This is a genomic window from Acinetobacter sp. ANC_7511, from assembly GCF_056779975.1.
In genome coordinates, this window is sequence record NZ_JBWYIY010000018.1 from 1 (window position 1) to 17309 (window position 17309).

The window sequence follows — 17309 nt, forward strand, 5'->3', positions numbered from 1 at the left end:
GTTACCCATGTGAGAGTAAGTCATCGCCAGCTCATTATTCTAAACACCCCCTTCAATACAAGGGGGTGTTTTTTTATATATATAAATTGAATTTGAAAATAATTAAACCCTTGTAATTAAATAAGAAGCTCCATTCAGTTAATTTATGCTAAACAATAAATGCCTTAGTGATAAGGCTAATATCATAAAAACAACCCAACTAATTAGTTGAAAAGCTAAATAATAAACAATAATGAATGGTTCAAAAAATGAATGATTTACAATGAAATTTTTATTTACAAAGAGCATCAAAGTTGACTATTAAATAAAATGCCAATCCTAATTTGCAGATTGAGTATTAAAAATCAAGATTTCAGTCGAAAGGTTATATAAGAATTCATTCTTAGTAACTAAGAATAAATATAAAACTCTTAAAACTTGAATTTTCATGATTTTTTATGCCAATTGAATTATTAATCAATCTATTAAATGAATAGTCCACTAGAAAGTTGTATAGACAAAAATCCTAATTTATTGCATTTATATAAAATATGAATCTAGGTTCATTATTTTAAAAATACTCACAATTGGAGGTGAGATAAAAATGACAGCGCAGACAATGAATGTGAATGCTGTAATTGATAATGCAAAATTTAAACCCTTTCATTTATCAATCGTATTATGGTGTTTATTTATCGTAATTTTTGACGGTTATGATTTAGCAATTAATGGCGTAACGTTGCCACTTCTTATGCAAGAGTGGGGTATGACTTCTGTCCAAGCTGGGTTACTAGCGAGCACAGCGCTAGCGGGAATGATGTTTGGTGCGATGCTTTTTGGTATGTTGGCAGATAAAATTGGTCGAAAAAAAGTTATTTTAATTTGTGTAACCTTGTTCAGTGGTTTTACTTTTTTAGGAGGATTCGCAAGTAATCCAACAGAATTTGGAATTTTAAGATTTATTGCTGGACTTGGTATAGGCGGTGTTTTGCCAAATTTAGTAACTTTAACTTCTGAATATGCACCACAAAAATTGAGAAGTACCTTAGTTACGATTATGTTTAGTGGCTATGCAGTTGGCGGAATTATGGCGGCTTTATTGGGTGTAAAATTTACACCTGAATTTGGTTGGCAGATTATGTTCTTTATTGCAGGAATTCCATTATTAGTATTACCGTTTATATGGAAGTATATGCCTGAATCACTAACATTTTTAGTGAAACAAAAAAATTATGAACCTGCCTCAGGAATTATTAATAAGATCAACGCAGATTTAAATGTTAATTCTACAACTCATTTGGTTCTAAACGAAATTAAATTACCTGATGCATCGGTTAAATCTCTTTTTACTGATAATAGAGCGACAACGACGTTGTTATTTTGGTGCTGCTTTTTTATGTGTCTTTTAATGACATACGCATTAGGAAGTTGGTTACCAAAGTTAATGATGGCTGCAGGTTATTCTTTAGGAAGTAGTTTAACGTTTTTACTTTCATTAAATATTGGCGCTGTCATCGGTACTATTGGTGGTGGAATTCTAGCAGACAAATTTCATCTCAAACCTGTAGTGATTTCGATGTTTGTAATTGGAGCTTTTGCTTTATTTGGATTAAGTTTCAATTCGCCGCCAATGGTTATTTATCTACTTGTGGCATTGGCTGGTGCAGCATCAATTGGTACAAGTATTTTAATATATAGCTATGTAGCGCAATCTTATCCAATTGCTGTACGTTCAACTGGGATTGGTTGGGCTTCAGCAGTAGGGCGTATAGGTGCAATTGTCGGCCCCATTGTCATTGGTATTCTTTTAGGAATGGAATTGCCGCACAAATGGAATTTCATTGCAGTTGCTATACCAGCAGTAATTGGTGCAATAGCCGTATTATGTATTAAAAGGTCAAAAGTGATTGAAACAGTTCCTGAAAAAATAAAAATCGCATCTTCAATTACACAGTAGAATAAAAGCCTCATAAGAGGCTTTTTTTATAAATGTGATTTTAAAATTTTTTGATGCTCTTTAACCTGTTTGGCATAACGTTTACCTTGTTTTTTCATTTTTCGATTTGTGTTGTATCCAGTAGGTCCAACGTTGTAATAGGCCAGTGCTTTTTTCCAGCTACCAGCAGATTGATTATATTTTGATAGGATAAAAGTCCCACATTGTATATTAATATTTTCTTGAAAAAGGTCACCTGGACAAGATTGTTGCCAATATCTAGGGATAATTTGGGTAAGACCTACAGCACCTGCTGGTGATACTGCATAATTTCGATAACTCGATTCTTGTCGAATAAGTGCGGCCATTAACAGGGGGTCGACATCAAATTGTTGCGCACTTTGCACAATTAGTGGTGAAACCCTATTTGCGGTGTCTGGGTGTACAGAGTATGCCTTTTGAATACCTGTTGAAAGTTTTGCGGCGCGTTTTTGTACTGAACCACCACCTAAAGATGAGCAACCAACAAACACGATACACGATGATAGAACTAAACTATATTTAAGGAAAGTAAAGGATGGGGGAGGTGATTGTAAACGTTGTAAAAAAAGCAAAATAGTAACCGTGCAAATTCAATTTGCAAAAATCATAAGTAAGCTGGTGATTGGGGTCAAGCCCTAGATAAATTGGAGTGTTGTAGTTTTGCAATATATTGATGAGTAAGATAAATAGATCAGAAAAAATTTAAAATTGATTCAAAATTTTCTTATAATAATGCCATTATTAAATGCCTGAAATCATCATGACGCCAGCTTGTAAATTTTTGAAAAACAAAAAGATAGATTATTCTGTTCATGAATATGAGCATGATCCTAATGCTGAAAGTTTTGGTTTAGAAGCAGCTCAAAAATTGGGTTTATCTGTACATGAAGTTTTTAAGACACTTCTAGTGACAGATGATGTCAATTATTTTGTGACAATTTTACCAGTGGACCATCAACTTAATTTAAAAAAGGCGGCGAATGCTTTCAGTTGTAAAAAACTTAAAATGGCTGATCCGAAAGTGGCTGAGCGTCTGACCGGTTACTTAGTGGGTGGGATTAGTCCAATTGCTCAAAAAAAGCGACTTAAGACAGTCATTCACCAATCGGCAAGTTCTCTTAAAAAGGTGTACGTGAGTGGTGGCAAACGAGGGCTAGATATCGGATTAGATCCTCAATCATTGGCCCAAGTATTAGATGCTCAATTTAAGGACATTGTGGATCACACTTAATGTTTGATCACTACATTTGACGTAGATTGGTTAGATATTCTTGAGCGATAAAAATTTCTTGATCATCAGTTGGGCATACCTTGTTCCATTGATGTTCTTGATCTAATTCCCAAGCACGTTGATTATCGTTCAGATAATTCAGTAGACCATCTTTAATAATCATTTTCTTTAGTTTTTTATCTTCAATCGGAAAACAGGTTTCTACTCTTGAAAATAAATTACGTCCCATCCAGTCTGCACTTGAACAATATAATTTCTCATTGCCTTGATCTAGAAAATAGTAGACCCGTGTGTGTTCTAAAAAACGTCCTACAATGGATCTGACGCGGATATTTTCTGATAACTGTGGTACTTGAGGTCTTAATGAACAGATGGAACGAATGATCAGATCGATTTGAACACCTGCATTTGACGCTTGATAAAGTGCCGCGATTAATTTGGGTTCAGTTAAAGCGTTAACTTTGATAATAATATGCGCTTTATGACCAGACTTAGCATGGTGGATTTCATTGGCAATGAGTTTTAAAAGCTGTTCATGCAAGGTAAAAGGTGCATGGAACAGCTTTTTAGGCTTTGCCATTTTTCCCATACCTGTCAATTCTTGAAAGATTTTATGGACATCTTCACAAATGTCATCATCAGTGGTCAGAAGACCGTAATCGGTATACATTTTTGCATTACCAGCATGATAATTGCCAGTTCCCAAATGAACATACCGTTTCAGATGATCTGCTTCTCTACGAACAACCAGAATCATTTTAGCGTGAGTTTTATAGCCCACGATGCCATACACAACAACAGCTCCAGCTTCTTGTAGGAGGTTGGCGACCATGATATTGGATTCTTCATCGAATCTAGCACGTAATTCAATAATCGCAGTAACTTCTTTACCATTTCGTGCTGCTTCTGCTAAGACTTGAACGATCTCTGAATCTGGTCCGCTGCGATAAAGAGTTTGCTTAATTGCCAAGACATTAGGGTCTTTTGCAGCTTCTTTTAACAGGTTGATGACGGGTGAAAATGAGTCAAAAGGATGATGTAAAAGGACATCACGTTGTTTTAATACATCAAATATACTTTTTGATTGTCTCAATATCTTCGGTATCACGGGTTGATAGGGTTTAAACTTCAAATCTGGACAATCAAAATCTGAAAATAATCGAGCTAAATTTACAGGACCTTGAACACGATAGAGTTGTGAAGGTTCTAAAGAAAATTTTTCAAGTAGATATTTGTTAATCGTTTCTGGGCAATTGTGATCAATTTCAAGTCGAACTTCACGTCCAAATCTTCGCGAAGAAAGTTCATCTTTAAGAGCAACTGCCAAATCGTCTACATCGTCAGCTAAATTTAAGTCAGCATTGCGTGTAACACGGAATTGGTAGCATCCTGTCGCCTTCATTCCTGGAAATAAGTCATTGATATGTCGTTGCAGAATAGCCGACAACAGGATGTAATGTTGCTTACCTTCGCATAAGTCATCAGGAATTTTGACCGCCCTTGGCAAAGTTCTCGGTGCAGGTACGATCGCGAGCTCAATCTGACGACCAAAAGCATCTTTACCTTCAAGTGTGACAATAAAATTAAGGCTCTTATTGACTAAACGGGGAAAAGGATGGGCAGGGTCTAAACTGATGGGCGTGATTACTGGTTGAATAAATTTACTGAAGTAGTTTTGAATCCATTCAGTATATTTATCTAAAATTCCATTATATTGAATAAATTCGATACCATAAGATTTAAGTTGAGGAATGAGCTCGTTATTAAGTATCTGATATTGTTCTTGAACCGCATGATGCGTTGTTTTAGATATTTGTTCTAAAATAATTTCATTGGGAATAGCATCAGGTGCAGTTGTTATTTGATTTAATTCGATCTGTTTTAAAAGTCCAGCAACGCGTATTTCAAAAAACTCATCTAAATTCCGAGAAAAGATGATTAAAAAATTTAGTCGCTCTAATAAGGGGTGGTGAGGGTCTTTAGCTTGAGCTAAAACTCGTTTATGGAATTCTAATAATGAAAGTTCGCGATTAATGTAAGTGTCTGAATTGTGTTGAAAGTTTTCGAAAGAGTGCATAGTACCAATTATTGCTTTAAAAGCCGTCAGGAAAGACCTTGCAGCGATGGTACGTTTGATGTGTGACAGTAATATTACATTGGTTGGTATATATACGATATATATAAGTTATTGGATTTATTTTATTTCAATAAAAAAGCACACTTTTGAAGTGTGCTTTTTTGTCCTTTCTAATTTAGAAGTCGTAGCGGAAACCAAGTGAGAGACCTGTAGAATTTTCACCGTTGGCGCCTGCAACATTATTCGTTCTTGCTTGAGACCATGGATTTAAATTAACATTTTCATCATTAAGTACAGTTGCTAAATTGGCATAGACACGCACAGCTTTGTCTAAACGATGCTCAACACCTAATGCTAATAGAGTTGAGTCTCTTTCATCAGCATCTACACTACGTTGAAAAACTTGACCACGAACTGTAGTTTTTGGTGTTAATTTATAGTCTGCAGCTACACCATACACATCTGAATCACGATTGTCCTGACCGTCAACTTTAGCCATTTGATAGAATGCGCCAAGATTTAAGCTGTCAGTAAGTTTGTAGGCGCCAGCGATACGTAATGCATCACGATCAGAACTAGCACGAGCATTCGTTGCATTCTCTTCATACATCGCATATGCAATAGCAAAATCGATAGGGCCTTCTTTGTAGGTCAAAGCAAGATCGTACGCTTTGTTGTCTTTTTCAGCTTGACCATTCTCTTGTTTATCGATGGTAGTTCCAGAGTGTAGTGATAATGCAGCAGCAACATTAAAACCATTTCCGAATTTAGGAGATTTATATTCAATGGTATTTTCATTACGTTCATCGAAACGTTGATCACTTACACGAGTCACGTTACGTAAATCACCAACTTGATCACCGAAATAATTTACTGGAGAACGAGCTGCTTTAAAGGGTGTGTCGAAACGACCAACTTTTACTTGACCAAAGTTACCTTTCAAACCAACGAAAGTATCACGAGTTGAAAATTCAGTACCACCATCAGTGTTACCACTTGTAAAGTTAATTTGTTGTTCGATTTGGCCAAAAACAGTCATGCCATTTTCTAATTTTTGTTCAGCTTTAAAGCCTAGACGAGATGAGTTAGATGATAGACCTACTTCATTATAATCTTTACCATCATCAAGGTAATCTAATGAAACATGTGCGCGACCATAAATTTTAACGTCAGCTGCCATTGCGATTGCTGGTGTAATTAGTGTTGCCCCAACTGCTAATGCACAAAGTGTTTTTTTCATTTCTAGCTCCAGTAAAGACTGATTTATTGTCCTAATAATCATGATCAGTAGTTTTTTTGTAACTACTGTTCTCTATTGGTGCTAAGTATTCATTACAAATAAGTCAGTAATATTAAGAATTTATTTCATTATCATGAAAATGGATAGAAACAATTTATAGTAATCAAAAGGCATAAAACAAAAAAAAGGAGCCAAAGCTCCTTTTTTTATGAGGATCTGTTATAAAGCAGCTTTAATCTTCTCAGCCAAAGCCTTGATACGTTCTTGATCACCCATTTGTGCTGCGTGTTTCCCCAGTTCATGGATTGAACTTGGAATAAGATGAAAGTGTACGTGAGGCACGGTTTGCCCAGCTGCAGCACCAGATAGCTGCATCAACACTATACCTTTTGCATCTAGTGCTTTTTCAATCGCTTTTGCAATTTTTTGAACGATTTGAATCGTGTATGCTGCAGTGTTTGGGTCCAAGTCGAGTAAAGTTACGGCAGGTGATTTAGGGATGACTAAAGTATGACCATCTGCTTGAGGCATAATGTCCATAAATGCAAGAACTTGCTCATCCTCATACACTTTAATTGCAGGAAGTTCACCACGTAGAATTCTTGCAAAAATATTTTGATCATCGTAAGCCATAACTATTCCCAGAATGTAATTAGATTGAATTATTTACAGTTCAATTCTTTCTGACGTTGCTTAATGGAGTCAAGCTTTTGTTGCTCTTTTTCAGAGAACTTAGGTTTAGTTGTATTGCAATTTTCATTGCCGAACTTTGCCTTAGTATCTGGATCTTTAAAACAGAAGCCTTTTGATGCATAGATGATGTTGTAATCATCTTTAAGTTTTTCACACTCTTTTGTAGTGTCGGCAAAAGCATTGACCCCAGCTGAAATAGATACAGCAGTAATTAAACCTAATAAAAACTTATTCATGAGTATCCTCATTTAGAAATGGACATTTGAAATTGTCACATTTCAATTATATGGGCTTTATATGTGAATTCAATGGCGAAAATTTATTCTAAGGTAATTTTGCTCCATGATTCGTACATTTTAACTGCTGTCGAAAAATCACTATTAGGTTCAGCTATTGCATTAGCAGCACCAATTAGACTTTGAGTAAGCGTAATGACAGGTGCGGATAATTTTGCTTGATGGATGAGGTCTACTGCGATACCAGTGTCTTTGCTCAGTAACGGTAAGGCAAAAGTATTTGGAAAACTTCGATTTAATACCCTTTGAGGCAATACATTTTCAGTCACACCGCTTTTACCACTTGAAGCATTGATGCACTCTAATGCTTCATTTAAATCCACACCATGTGCTTTGAGTGCAGTAAAACCTTCAGCAGCGGCACATAAGTGAACAGCCAAGAGCATGTTGTTCACTGCTTTCACAGCAAAACCAGATCCTGAGTCTCCTACATGCTTAATCAGTTTACCCATGGCTTGCATTGCTGGTAATGCAGCTTCAAAAGCAGCTTTTTCACCACCTACCATGAAGGTTAAAGTCGCATTTTCAGCACCGATAGTTTGTCCGCTAACAGGTGCGTCTAGAAAAAATACACCTTTTGATTTTAAAAAAGCTTGTTGTGCTTTAGCTGCATCAGGCACGCCACTGGTGCAGTCTACCCAAATTGATCCAGATTTAATGTCGACTTGATGAATGATCTCATTGACTTGCTGACTCGTTGGTAAGCAACTAAAAATGATATCAGCTTGGGCAGCTTCTTGCAGTGATACAGCTTGAGTTTGATATTCAGTTGCATGTTGTTTGGCTTTCTCGAAATTTCGATTCCATACCAAAACTGATTCAAAGTGTTTTGGTAAATGAGCTGCCATACGGTAACCCATTGCGCCTAATCCAATAAATGCAACTGTCGTCATTTTCTTTACTCTATTTGTGTTGAACGCTCTGCTAACCAGTAAGCAAGTTCAGGCCAAAATTGATCGGCACTTTTTTGACTCGACATTAAACCTAAATGCCCACCAGGAATAAGAGTAAACGTGACATCACGACTATTTGTCAATTCAGTCAATGGTCTAACAGCATCAGCTGTGACCATTTGATCGCTTGAACCCGCGCCAATCATAAGAGAGCAGTCTATATTTTTTAATTCGATTTTCTTATCTTGAAGTTCGATATAACCATTTTTTAACGGATTTCTTAACCAGACATTGAATAACATGTCTTGGTTTACCCCAGCAGGATAATCAATCATATGATTGAGGAAATAACCTAAAGTGGCATGTTCATGCAAAAGTTTTTTATCATCAAGATTCAGTAATAATTGTTTATGGCCTTCATACCAACCTTTTGGATCTAAAATTTTAAATCCAATTGCATTTAAAATACCTGGGGAGTGAATGAGGCGATTAGGAATACGACCGTTATAGACTTTATGTTTGAGTAGTCGAGTTCTTTCAAGATAGCGATTCATCTTAGCATATAGCTTTCCGATACTGCCTGAAGCAAAGCTATCAATTGGACTACCTAAAACGATTAGATTTTTTACATGGTTCGGCTGTCTGAGCGCTGTGTACAACAGAACAAATATTCCTGCCATACTCCAGCCATGTAAAGAAATTTGATCAGATTTAGCGTGTGTGCATATTTGATCGATACAATTCGGGATTGCATCATCAATAAAACCTAAAAAGTTGAGATCGCGATCTTTATAGCTAAAGTGTCCCCAATCCAATAAATACACATCAAAACCTTGCTCTGTATAATATTTGATAAGAGAACGGTATGGATAAAGATCATAAATATCCATCTTGATCGCTAAAGGCGCGACAAAGACCAATGGCTCAACATATTTTTTATTTTCAGATGCGTAATATCGAATTTTACTCGATTTATGAGTACCTATCACTTCATACGGCGTTGCTTGAGATAAAACCAAAGATTTACCGTAAAAAATGCGAGTCCCTAAATTTTTTAACTTGCTTTGTTTAGAACGCCAGTTAGTTTTTAAATGTTCCATGAAGGTTGAAGATCTCATAAGCATGTGATTTGAACGAAGTCTAAGCGATATTTATATATTTTACCTTGACCTTAAATGCTTTGGGCGCTCAAAATGTTGGCAATTATTCACAAAGGCAGTTTTTAGGACTGATTTAGAGCAATGAGCCAGCAAGACGACATTGAATACCAACTTGATACATTAGCACTTCGTACAGGTCATACGCGCAGTTTTGAAGGTGAGCATGCTGAACCTATGTTTCTAACTTCTTCGTTTGTATATGCAAATGCAGCAGAGGCAGCAGCTAAATTCTCTGGGAAAGAGCCCGGTAATATTTATTCTCGCTTTACAAACCCAACAGTCGCAATGTTTGAAAAAAGATTGGCTGCAATGGAAGGTGCTGAACGTGCAGTGGCAACAAGTACGGGTATGGCTGCGATCATGGCGGTGGCGATGTCATTCTTAAAGGCTGGTGATCATGTTGTATGTTCTCGAGCAGTATTTGGTTCAACCGTGGCCTTATTTGAAAAATACATTTCTAAGTTTGGTGTGACTGTCAATTTTGTTGATTTAACAGATTTAGATGCTTGGAAAGCTGCGATCAAACCAGAAACTAAACTACTATTTGTAGAATCTCCGTCAAATCCATTATCGGAAATTGCTGATATTCGTGCATTAGCAGATATCGCGCATGAAAATGATGCCTTACTCGCAATTGATAATAGTTTCTGTACGCCAGTGCTACAACAACCATTAAACTTGGGCGCGGATCTAGTTGTCTATTCAGCGACAAAATATTTAGATGGTCAAGGTCGTGCGTTGGGGGGTGCTGTCGTAGGTAGTCATCAATTACTTGAAGAAGTTTTTGGCTACGTTCGTACAACTGGGCCTTCTATGAGTCCGTTCAATGCTTGGGTTTTCCTAAAAGGTTTGGAAACGCTTCGTCTACGTATGAAGGCTCATTCTGAAAGTGCACAAAAGATTGCTGAGTGGCTTCGTCAGCACGATAAAATCGAGAAAGTATTCTTTGCTGGCTTAGCGGATCATGTAGGTCATGATTTGGCTAAACAGCAACAAAAAGGTTTTGGTGGTATCGTTTCATTCGTGGTAAAAGGTGGGCGAGAAGCTGCTTGGAAAGTGATTGATCACACTCAATTTATTTCTATTACTGGAAATCTTGGGGATGCAAAATCAACGATTACTCATCCTGCAACGACTACTCATGGTAAATTGTCTGATGAAGCGAAGGCTGCAGCTGGCATTGCAGAAGGTTTAATTCGTCTTTCAGTAGGTTTGGAAGACGTTGATGATATTATTGCAGACATTCAACGTGGTCTTGATTTAGTCTAATTTAAATTTGTTCGGAGTATACAAATGAACATTAACATGCTTATGCAACAAGCACAGCGCATGCAAAAGGAAGTAGAGTCCAATATTAAGAAAGCGAAAGAAGAGCTTGCACAGAAAGAAGTGCATGCTGAAGCTGGTGGTGGTTTGGTAAAAGTGACAATGACTTGCCGTAATGTGGTAAAACGCATTGAAATCAATCCAGAATTACTTCAAGACGATCCAGATATGATTGAGGATTTGATTGCAGCTGCTATGAATGATGCTGCACGCCAAGCCGAAGCGATTTCAGAAGAAACAATGAAGTCTGCAAATAGTGGTATGGGATTACCTCCTGGCTTATCAGGTTTATTTTAAGGATATTGCCGAGTGTTCAGCGAACGGTTTGACCAACTCGTCCAAGCACTGCGAATTTTACCAAGCGTTGGGCCTAAGTCGGCTCAGCGCATGGCGTTGCATTTGATCATGAAGAATAAGCAAGGTGCTTTGGCATTATCTGAAGCACTTAGCGATGCCGCTGATCATATCCATGAATGTTCTATTTGCCACTCATTGACTGAGAATGAGGTGTGTGACATTTGTCTGTCGCAAGACCGAGATGATACCTTGCTCTGTGTGGTTGAATCTCCTGCAGACGTGATGGCAATTGAGCAAAGTGGAAGTTTCAGAGGCAAATATCATGTATTGGGGGGGCATTTATCTCCTTTAGATGGTATAGGGCCTGAAGAGGTTGGCATACCTGCATTAGTTCAACGCTTAGCTGAAGGTCAGGTAGCAGAGGTTATTCTCGCTACCAATGCAACGGTTGAAGGACAGGCTACGGCACATTATTTGGTAGAAGCTACACGTCATTTGAATATCAAAATGACACGTATTGCTCAAGGTGTACCACAAGGGGGTGAGCTTGAGTATGTCGATATTCACACCTTAAGCCAAGCAGTTCATAATCGTATGCAAATGAAATAAGCACAAATTGTGCTTATTTTTTTGATTAGAGAAATATCACTTTTCTGAATAGTTTTTTAGTCAAAAAAAATATTAAATTTTTCATGTTTTATAACTATTTACAGTGTATACATAGATTTGCTTGACGCTTTAATTGAAAATTTATATTTAAAATTGATAATTTAAGCTAAAATACATCTCGATACCAATCTAGCACATTGTTTTTTATGATGTTTCAATTTATCCAAGAGCAAAAAGAACTCGAGCATGTTTTGACATTAATGAGTCAACAAGATGTTTATGGTTTAGATACTGAATTTATCAAAGTTGATACACTATGGCCAAAATTGGGTGTCTTGCAAATCAATGTCGCAGATCAGGTGTTTTTATTAGATGGTACACGTCTAGATTTTTCGAGTTTCTGGCCTAAAGTTTTTGCTGCAAAGCAAAATATTTTCCATGCTTGTAGTGAAGATATTGATCTGATTTACCATTATTCAAAAGGCAATCATCTTAATAATGTATTTGATACTCAGGTGGCTTTGTCTTTTCTCGGACACGGATTACAGGTCAGTTATCAAAATGCTCTCAAAGAAATTTTAAATATTGAAATTGATAAAGATCAAACACGTTCAGATTGGCTTGCACGTCCTTTAACTGAAGAGCAAAAAGTATACGCAGCGAATGATGTCTTATATATTATGAATTTAGCCGATGCGCTAAAAAATGAATTAGAGAAAAAAGGGCATTATCAGTATGTACTAGAGGATTGTAAGAGCCTCACGCTTGAGATTGCGACAGAAACGCCGAAAGAGAAACTATACGAAGATGTCGGAAATTATAGACACTCTCGAAAGCAGTTAATGCAGCTACAATTGCTCAGTGTTTGGCGTGAAGAAATGGTTAAGGCTTTAAATCAGCCTCGAAGTTTTATTCTGAAAAATGCCACTATGATTGATTTGGTGGAAAAAAATCCAAAAAATACATTTCAATTATCCCAAGTTAAAAATATTCGTCCGAATGTGGTTCGTGAGCACGGTAAAACGATTTTGGATATTATTGCGTTGCTGCCCCCAATGGAAGAATGGCCATTACGAATTGCTCGACCAATTAAACATTCATCTAAAGATATTACACATGATGTTGATAACATGATTGGTAATCTTGCAGAAGAGTTGGTGATCCCCAAAGAAGTGTTAATGCGAAAAAAATGGCTCGGGGCTTTATATCAGCATGTGGTTTTTCATGGCGATGAACAAGACTTACCTCAATATTTACTCGGTTGGCGTTATGATTTACTGACGAAGCCATTAATTGAGTTGCTTCATAAAGATGCACAATATTTGAGTATGCAAATGAAAGTCAATGAATGACTTCTCTCAAAATTTGATTAAAGAATTACCAGTCATCCTAAACTAGACTGATGCGTTAACAAACGCTAATGTTTCGACGTTTTTTTTGATGTATGCTTTGCTTTGAGTTTAAAAGGTGTTGTTTGAATCATGTGGTGTGAAATCTACAAATCTAGTAAGAAAGACGAAATGTATATTTACGTTGCGCGTCCTGAACAAGCGGAAAACCAAGAAGCTGTTGATCCGTTATCAGTATTATCTGATGCAATGAAAAATGCATTTGGCCGAGCGACATTTGTGATGTCACTGGAATTACATGCAGAACGCAAATTAGCGCGTGCAAATGTTTTACATGTGATGGATTCAATTCAGACGAAAGGATTCTTTTTACAATTGCCGCCTGAAGGATTGATCAATCCTAATGAGGTAGAGCCAGAGGGACTACGCGGTGCGTGATAATCAAGTTGGAGGATGGGATCAGTTTGTTTCAATGTTGGATTCAATTCCAGAATATAACATTGCAATTACCGTCTATATTCTCGGAACTTTGATTATTCTGTGGTGTTGGTACGGCATAGCGAAACGCCTACCTTCACCTTTAGGTGGAGTGACTTGGATTTTTGTATTTGCTGTTTTGGCAACACCAACGATTTCTGAAGGGCCCAATTCTGCCTTAGCACCCGCAACTTTTGGTTTGATCTTTGGGGTATTAACAAAAGATTCACCTTTGATCTGGTCCAATTTCTCATTGATTACCTTTGTTATTGCTTTAGGGTTATTGGCAGGTTATTTCTGGTCTAAGTACGCTTCTAAACAAAAGAATCCGAGACACACATCGTCAGTGAAGACACCACCACTTTAATTATCCAAATAAAAAAATAAGGTTTCATTATGTCTGTTGATGCACATCAATTTACGGGTACAGATCAATATATCGCCACAGATAGTCTCAAGCTTGCTGTGAAGGCCGCTCGAGCGTTGCAAAAGCCTCTTTTAGTGAAGGGTGAGCCAGGTACAGGTAAAACATTATTGGCTGAACAAGTTGCTGATAGCCTGGGTTTAAAACTGATTACTTGGCATATCAAATCAACGACGAAGGCTCAACAAGGTCTTTATGAATACGATGCCGTTTCAAGATTACGCGATAGTCAATTGGGTGATGAGCGTGTTTATGATATTAAAAACTATATTAAACCAGGTAAATTGTGGGAAGCATTTACCTCTGAAGAACGTTGCGTTTTATTAATTGATGAAATTGATAAAGCAGATATCGAATTCCCAAATGATTTGCTTCATGAACTAGACAAAATGTCATTCTTTGTTTATGAAACTGGTGAAACAATTACTGCAACACAGCGTCCAATTGTGATCATCACTTCAAATAATGAAAAAGAACTTCCTGATGCTTTTTTACGCCGTTGTTTCTTTCATTATATTGAATTTCCAGATGAACAGACCATGCGTGAAATTATTGCAGTACATTTTCCAAGAATTTCAACGACATTGGTCAGTGAGGCACTTCAGGTCTTCTTTAAGCTTCGCCAAATACCTGGTCTTAAGAAGCCACCTTCAACTTCTGAATTAATTGATTGGTTAAGCTTATTGATGGCTGATGATATGCCTGAAGATATTTTAAGAAACCATGATAAGTCAAAAGCAATTCCACCGCTGTATGGTGCGCTCATCAAAAATGAGCAAGATGTGCAGCTACTTGAGCGCCTCGCATTTATGACTCGTCGATAGGTGATACTATGTTCGTAAGACTGTTTTACACCTTGCGAAAATACGGAATTCCCGTAACGACGCGCGAGCTGATTGATCTGAATCAAGCAATTAGTCTAGGTTTGGTTTTTGCAGATCAAGATGATTTTTATCAGCTTGTGAAGACAGTCATGGTCAAGGATGAGCGTTACTTCGATAAGTATGATCGTGCTATGAAGGATTATTTTCAGGGCATTCAAACCTTTGATGTGGATGATTTGCTCAGTAAAGTTAATCAACTTCCTAAAGAATGGTTTGATTTAGAACTCCTTGAAAAACACTTAACACCAGAGCAACGTGAAGCACTACAAAGAGCAGGTTCTTTAGAAGAGCTTATGAAAATGCTGGAAGAGCGTTTGCGTGAGCAACATAAAAAACACCAAGGTGGTAATCGTATGATTGGCACTGGTGGCACTTCACCGTTTGGAGCTTTTGGTGATCACCCAGAGGGGGTGAGAATTGGAGGGCCGGGACGTAAAAAATCTGCGGTGAAAGTGTGGGAACAACGTAAATACCAAAATCTTGATGATGATCAAATTTTGGGAACACGTCATATGCAAATGGCGTTGCGTCGTCTGAGAAAATTTGCGCGTCAAGGTGCGGAAGAAGAGCTTGATATAGATCAAACGATTCGCGAAACGGCTAAGCAGGGAATTCTTGATGTACAGATGGTGCCAGAGCGTCGTAATCGAATTAAAGTTTTGATGTTGTTCGATGTAGGCGGTTCTATGGATGCCTATATTGCACAATGTGAAAAACTGTTTAGTGCAGCCAAAACAGAATTTAAGACTTTAGAATATTTCTATTTCCATAACTGTCTTTATGATTACGTGTGGAAAGACAATCATCGCCGTACTTCGACAAAAATGAATACCTTAGATTTATTTAATACCTATGGTAAAGATTATCGAGTGATTGTTGTTGGTGATGCAAGTATGGCGCCATACGAATTAAAATCTGCTGGTGGTTCTGTCGAATACATGAATGAAGAGTCGGGTGAAATTTGGTTGCGTCGTTTGCGCCAGCATTATGAAAAGACGGCTTGGTTGAATCCTGAAACTGAGAATTACTGGCATTACACTCAAACGATAGGAATGATCAAAGAAATATTTGAAGATCATATGTATCCAATGACTTTAAAAGGCATTGAAGATATGACTAAATTCCTCTCGCGCTAACTTTTTTAAATAATATTCATCTAAAGGATCTTGATATGAGCTATCAAATCAATGGTGTGGCATTGCCAAATGAAGAAGGTTTTTTTGGTGAATATGGTGGTCAATTCATTCCACCTCATTTAAAAGCAGCAATGGATGAAATCAATGTTGCTTATGAAGAAATTCGTAAAACACCTGAATTTCAAAATGAGCTTTCAGAGCTGTTTGCGCATTATGTAGGTCGTCCAAGTCCTTTATTTCATGCCAAACGACTTTCAGAACAATTGGGCGGTGCTCAAATTTATCTGAAGCGTGAAGATTTGAACCATACAGGTGCACATAAAATTAACCATTGTTTGGGTGAAGCTTTACTTGCTAAATACATGGGCAAGAAAAAAGTCATTGCTGAAACTGGGGCAGGTCAACATGGTGTCGCATTAGCCACCGCTTGTGCCTTGGTTGGTATCCCATGTGAAATTCATATGGGTCAAGTTGATATTGAAAAAGAACATCCAAATGTCGTGAAAATGAAAATTTTGGGTGCGAATCTAATCTCAGTCACTCGTGGAACAGCAACATTAAAAGATGCTGTTGATAGTGCTTTCGAAGAGTATTTGAAAGACCCTGATAGCTTTATTTATGCCATCGGATCAGTCGTTGGTCCACATCCATTTCCTAAAATGGTGCGTGATTTCCAAGCAATTATCGGTGATGAAATTAAAGTTCAATCACAAGACAGATTTAACAAATATCCTGATTATATAGTTGCTTGTGTTGGCGGTGGCTCAAATGCAATGGGAGCATTCAGTGCATTCCTTAATGATGGTAGTGTGAAATTGATTGGTGTTGAACCAGCAGGACATGGTTTAGATACTGATCAACATTCGGCAACACTAACTTTAGGTAAACCAAGTCAACTTCATGGTATGGCGTGTTATGTACTGGAAGATGAAAATGGCGAGCCATTACCTGTGCATTCAATTGCTTCTGGATTAGATTATCCTGGTGTGGGGCCTCAACACAGTTTCTTAAAAGATATTGGTCGTGTTGAGTACTCAACAGCAACTGATGAAGAATGTCTGAATGCATTCATGACTCTATCTCGAGTTGAAGGGATTGTGCCTGCATTAGAAAGTTCACATGCTGTTGCTTGGGCGATACGCGAAGCACCACAATTGTCCAAAGATACCATTATTGTGGTGAATTTATCAGGTCGAGGTGATAAAGACTCGGACTATGTGGCAGAAAAATTAGGTTTAAATTAACACATAAAAAAACCAG

The 17309-nt window shown here is 37.4% G+C and carries 18 protein-coding genes; 11 read left to right on the forward strand and 7 right to left on the reverse strand.

The features are described 5' to 3' along the window. Nucleotides 1-583: 583 nt before the first annotated feature. Entirely contained in the window at nt 584-1936 is a 1353-nt protein-coding gene (locus tag AC1M9L_RS12205; RefSeq protein WP_481592274.1) for an MFS transporter, read from the forward strand. A gap of 26 nt (nt 1937-1962) precedes the next feature. On the opposite strand, the gene AC1M9L_RS12210 is transcribed toward AC1M9L_RS12205, so the two are convergent. Next, nucleotides 1963-2451 carry a lytic transglycosylase domain-containing protein gene (locus tag AC1M9L_RS12210; protein WP_481592311.1) on the reverse strand — a complete coding sequence of 163 codons (489 nt, stop codon included), beginning with the start codon at nt 2449-2451 and terminating at the stop codon, nt 1963-1965. 266 nt (nt 2452-2717) lie between these two features. Here AC1M9L_RS12210 and ybaK point away from each other — a divergent pair, with 266 nt between their 5' ends. After that, nucleotides 2718-3188, forward strand: coding sequence for a Cys-tRNA(Pro) deacylase (ybaK, locus tag AC1M9L_RS12215; protein ID WP_481592275.1), 471 nt, complete (start codon nt 2718-2720; stop codon nt 3186-3188). Nucleotides 3189-3198: 10 nt separating this feature from the next. On the opposite strand, the gene ppk1 is transcribed toward ybaK, so the two are convergent. From ppk1 to AC1M9L_RS12245, 6 genes are all read right to left on the reverse strand, one after another. Continuing rightward, entirely contained in the window at nt 3199-5265 is a 2067-nt protein-coding gene (gene ppk1 / locus AC1M9L_RS12220; RefSeq protein WP_481592276.1) for a polyphosphate kinase 1, read from the reverse strand. A 175-nt stretch (nt 5266-5440) separates the two neighbouring features. Beyond that, nucleotides 5441-6505: a porin gene (locus AC1M9L_RS12225; RefSeq protein ID WP_035266542.1), complete on the reverse strand. Its 1065-nt coding sequence runs from the start codon at nt 6503-6505 to the stop codon at nt 5441-5443. A 219-nt stretch (nt 6506-6724) separates the two neighbouring features. Further along, on the reverse strand, nt 6725-7138 hold the full coding sequence (locus tag AC1M9L_RS12230; RefSeq protein WP_481587969.1) for an HIT family protein: 414 nt from the start codon (nt 7136-7138) through the stop codon (nt 6725-6727). A gap of 29 nt (nt 7139-7167) precedes the next feature. Then, complete coding sequence (locus AC1M9L_RS12235; protein ID WP_481592277.1) at nt 7168-7434, reverse strand: YARHG domain-containing protein; 267 nt, start codon at nt 7432-7434, stop codon at nt 7168-7170. Nucleotides 7435-7517: 83 nt separating this feature from the next. After that, a complete protein-coding gene (locus AC1M9L_RS12240) occupies nt 7518-8387 on the reverse strand; it encodes an NAD(P)-dependent oxidoreductase (RefSeq protein ID WP_481592278.1) in 870 nt (289 codons plus the stop codon). A gap of 5 nt (nt 8388-8392) precedes the next feature. Continuing rightward, nucleotides 8393-9487, reverse strand: a complete 1095-nt coding sequence (locus AC1M9L_RS12245; protein WP_481592279.1) for an alpha/beta fold hydrolase — start codon at nt 9485-9487, stop codon at nt 8393-8395. A 141-nt stretch (nt 9488-9628) separates the two neighbouring features. Here AC1M9L_RS12245 and AC1M9L_RS12250 point away from each other — a divergent pair, with 141 nt between their 5' ends. The 9 genes from AC1M9L_RS12250 (at nt 9629) to trpB (ending at nt 17293) form a co-directional block, all read left to right on the forward strand. Continuing rightward, on the forward strand, nt 9629-10816 hold the full coding sequence (locus tag AC1M9L_RS12250; protein WP_481592280.1) for an O-succinylhomoserine sulfhydrylase: 1188 nt from the start codon (nt 9629-9631) through the stop codon (nt 10814-10816). Nucleotides 10817-10840: 24 nt separating this feature from the next. Next, nucleotides 10841-11170 (forward strand): YbaB/EbfC family nucleoid-associated protein, encoded by a 330-nt coding sequence (locus AC1M9L_RS12255; RefSeq protein ID WP_035266548.1) that lies wholly within the window; start codon nt 10841-10843, stop codon nt 11168-11170. 12 nt (nt 11171-11182) lie between these two features. Beyond that, nucleotides 11183-11779: a recombination mediator RecR gene (recR, locus tag AC1M9L_RS12260; RefSeq protein ID WP_481592281.1), complete on the forward strand. Its 597-nt coding sequence runs from the start codon at nt 11183-11185 to the stop codon at nt 11777-11779. A 209-nt stretch (nt 11780-11988) separates the two neighbouring features. Continuing rightward, complete coding sequence (locus AC1M9L_RS12265; protein WP_481592282.1) at nt 11989-13131, forward strand: ribonuclease D; 1143 nt, start codon at nt 11989-11991, stop codon at nt 13129-13131. A 129-nt stretch (nt 13132-13260) separates the two neighbouring features. Next, the gene (locus tag AC1M9L_RS12270; RefSeq protein WP_481592283.1) at nt 13261-13566 is read left to right on the forward strand and encodes a YcgL domain-containing protein; all 306 of its coding nucleotides are present in this window, start codon (nt 13261-13263) and stop codon (nt 13564-13566) included. A gap of 34 nt (nt 13567-13600) precedes the next feature. After that, nucleotides 13601-13972 carry a hypothetical protein gene (locus AC1M9L_RS12275; protein WP_481592312.1) on the forward strand — a complete coding sequence of 124 codons (372 nt, stop codon included), beginning with the start codon at nt 13601-13603 and terminating at the stop codon, nt 13970-13972. A gap of 29 nt (nt 13973-14001) precedes the next feature. Further along, a complete protein-coding gene (locus tag AC1M9L_RS12280) occupies nt 14002-14853 on the forward strand; it encodes an AAA family ATPase (protein WP_092768445.1) in 852 nt (283 codons plus the stop codon). An 8-nt stretch (nt 14854-14861) separates the two neighbouring features. Further along, complete coding sequence (locus tag AC1M9L_RS12285) at nt 14862-16049, forward strand: vWA domain-containing protein (RefSeq protein ID WP_092768443.1); 1188 nt, start codon at nt 14862-14864, stop codon at nt 16047-16049. A gap of 35 nt (nt 16050-16084) precedes the next feature. Further along, nucleotides 16085-17293 carry a tryptophan synthase subunit beta gene (trpB, locus tag AC1M9L_RS12290; protein ID WP_481592284.1) on the forward strand — a complete coding sequence of 403 codons (1209 nt, stop codon included), beginning with the start codon at nt 16085-16087 and terminating at the stop codon, nt 17291-17293. Nucleotides 17294-17309: the final 16 nt, after the last annotated feature.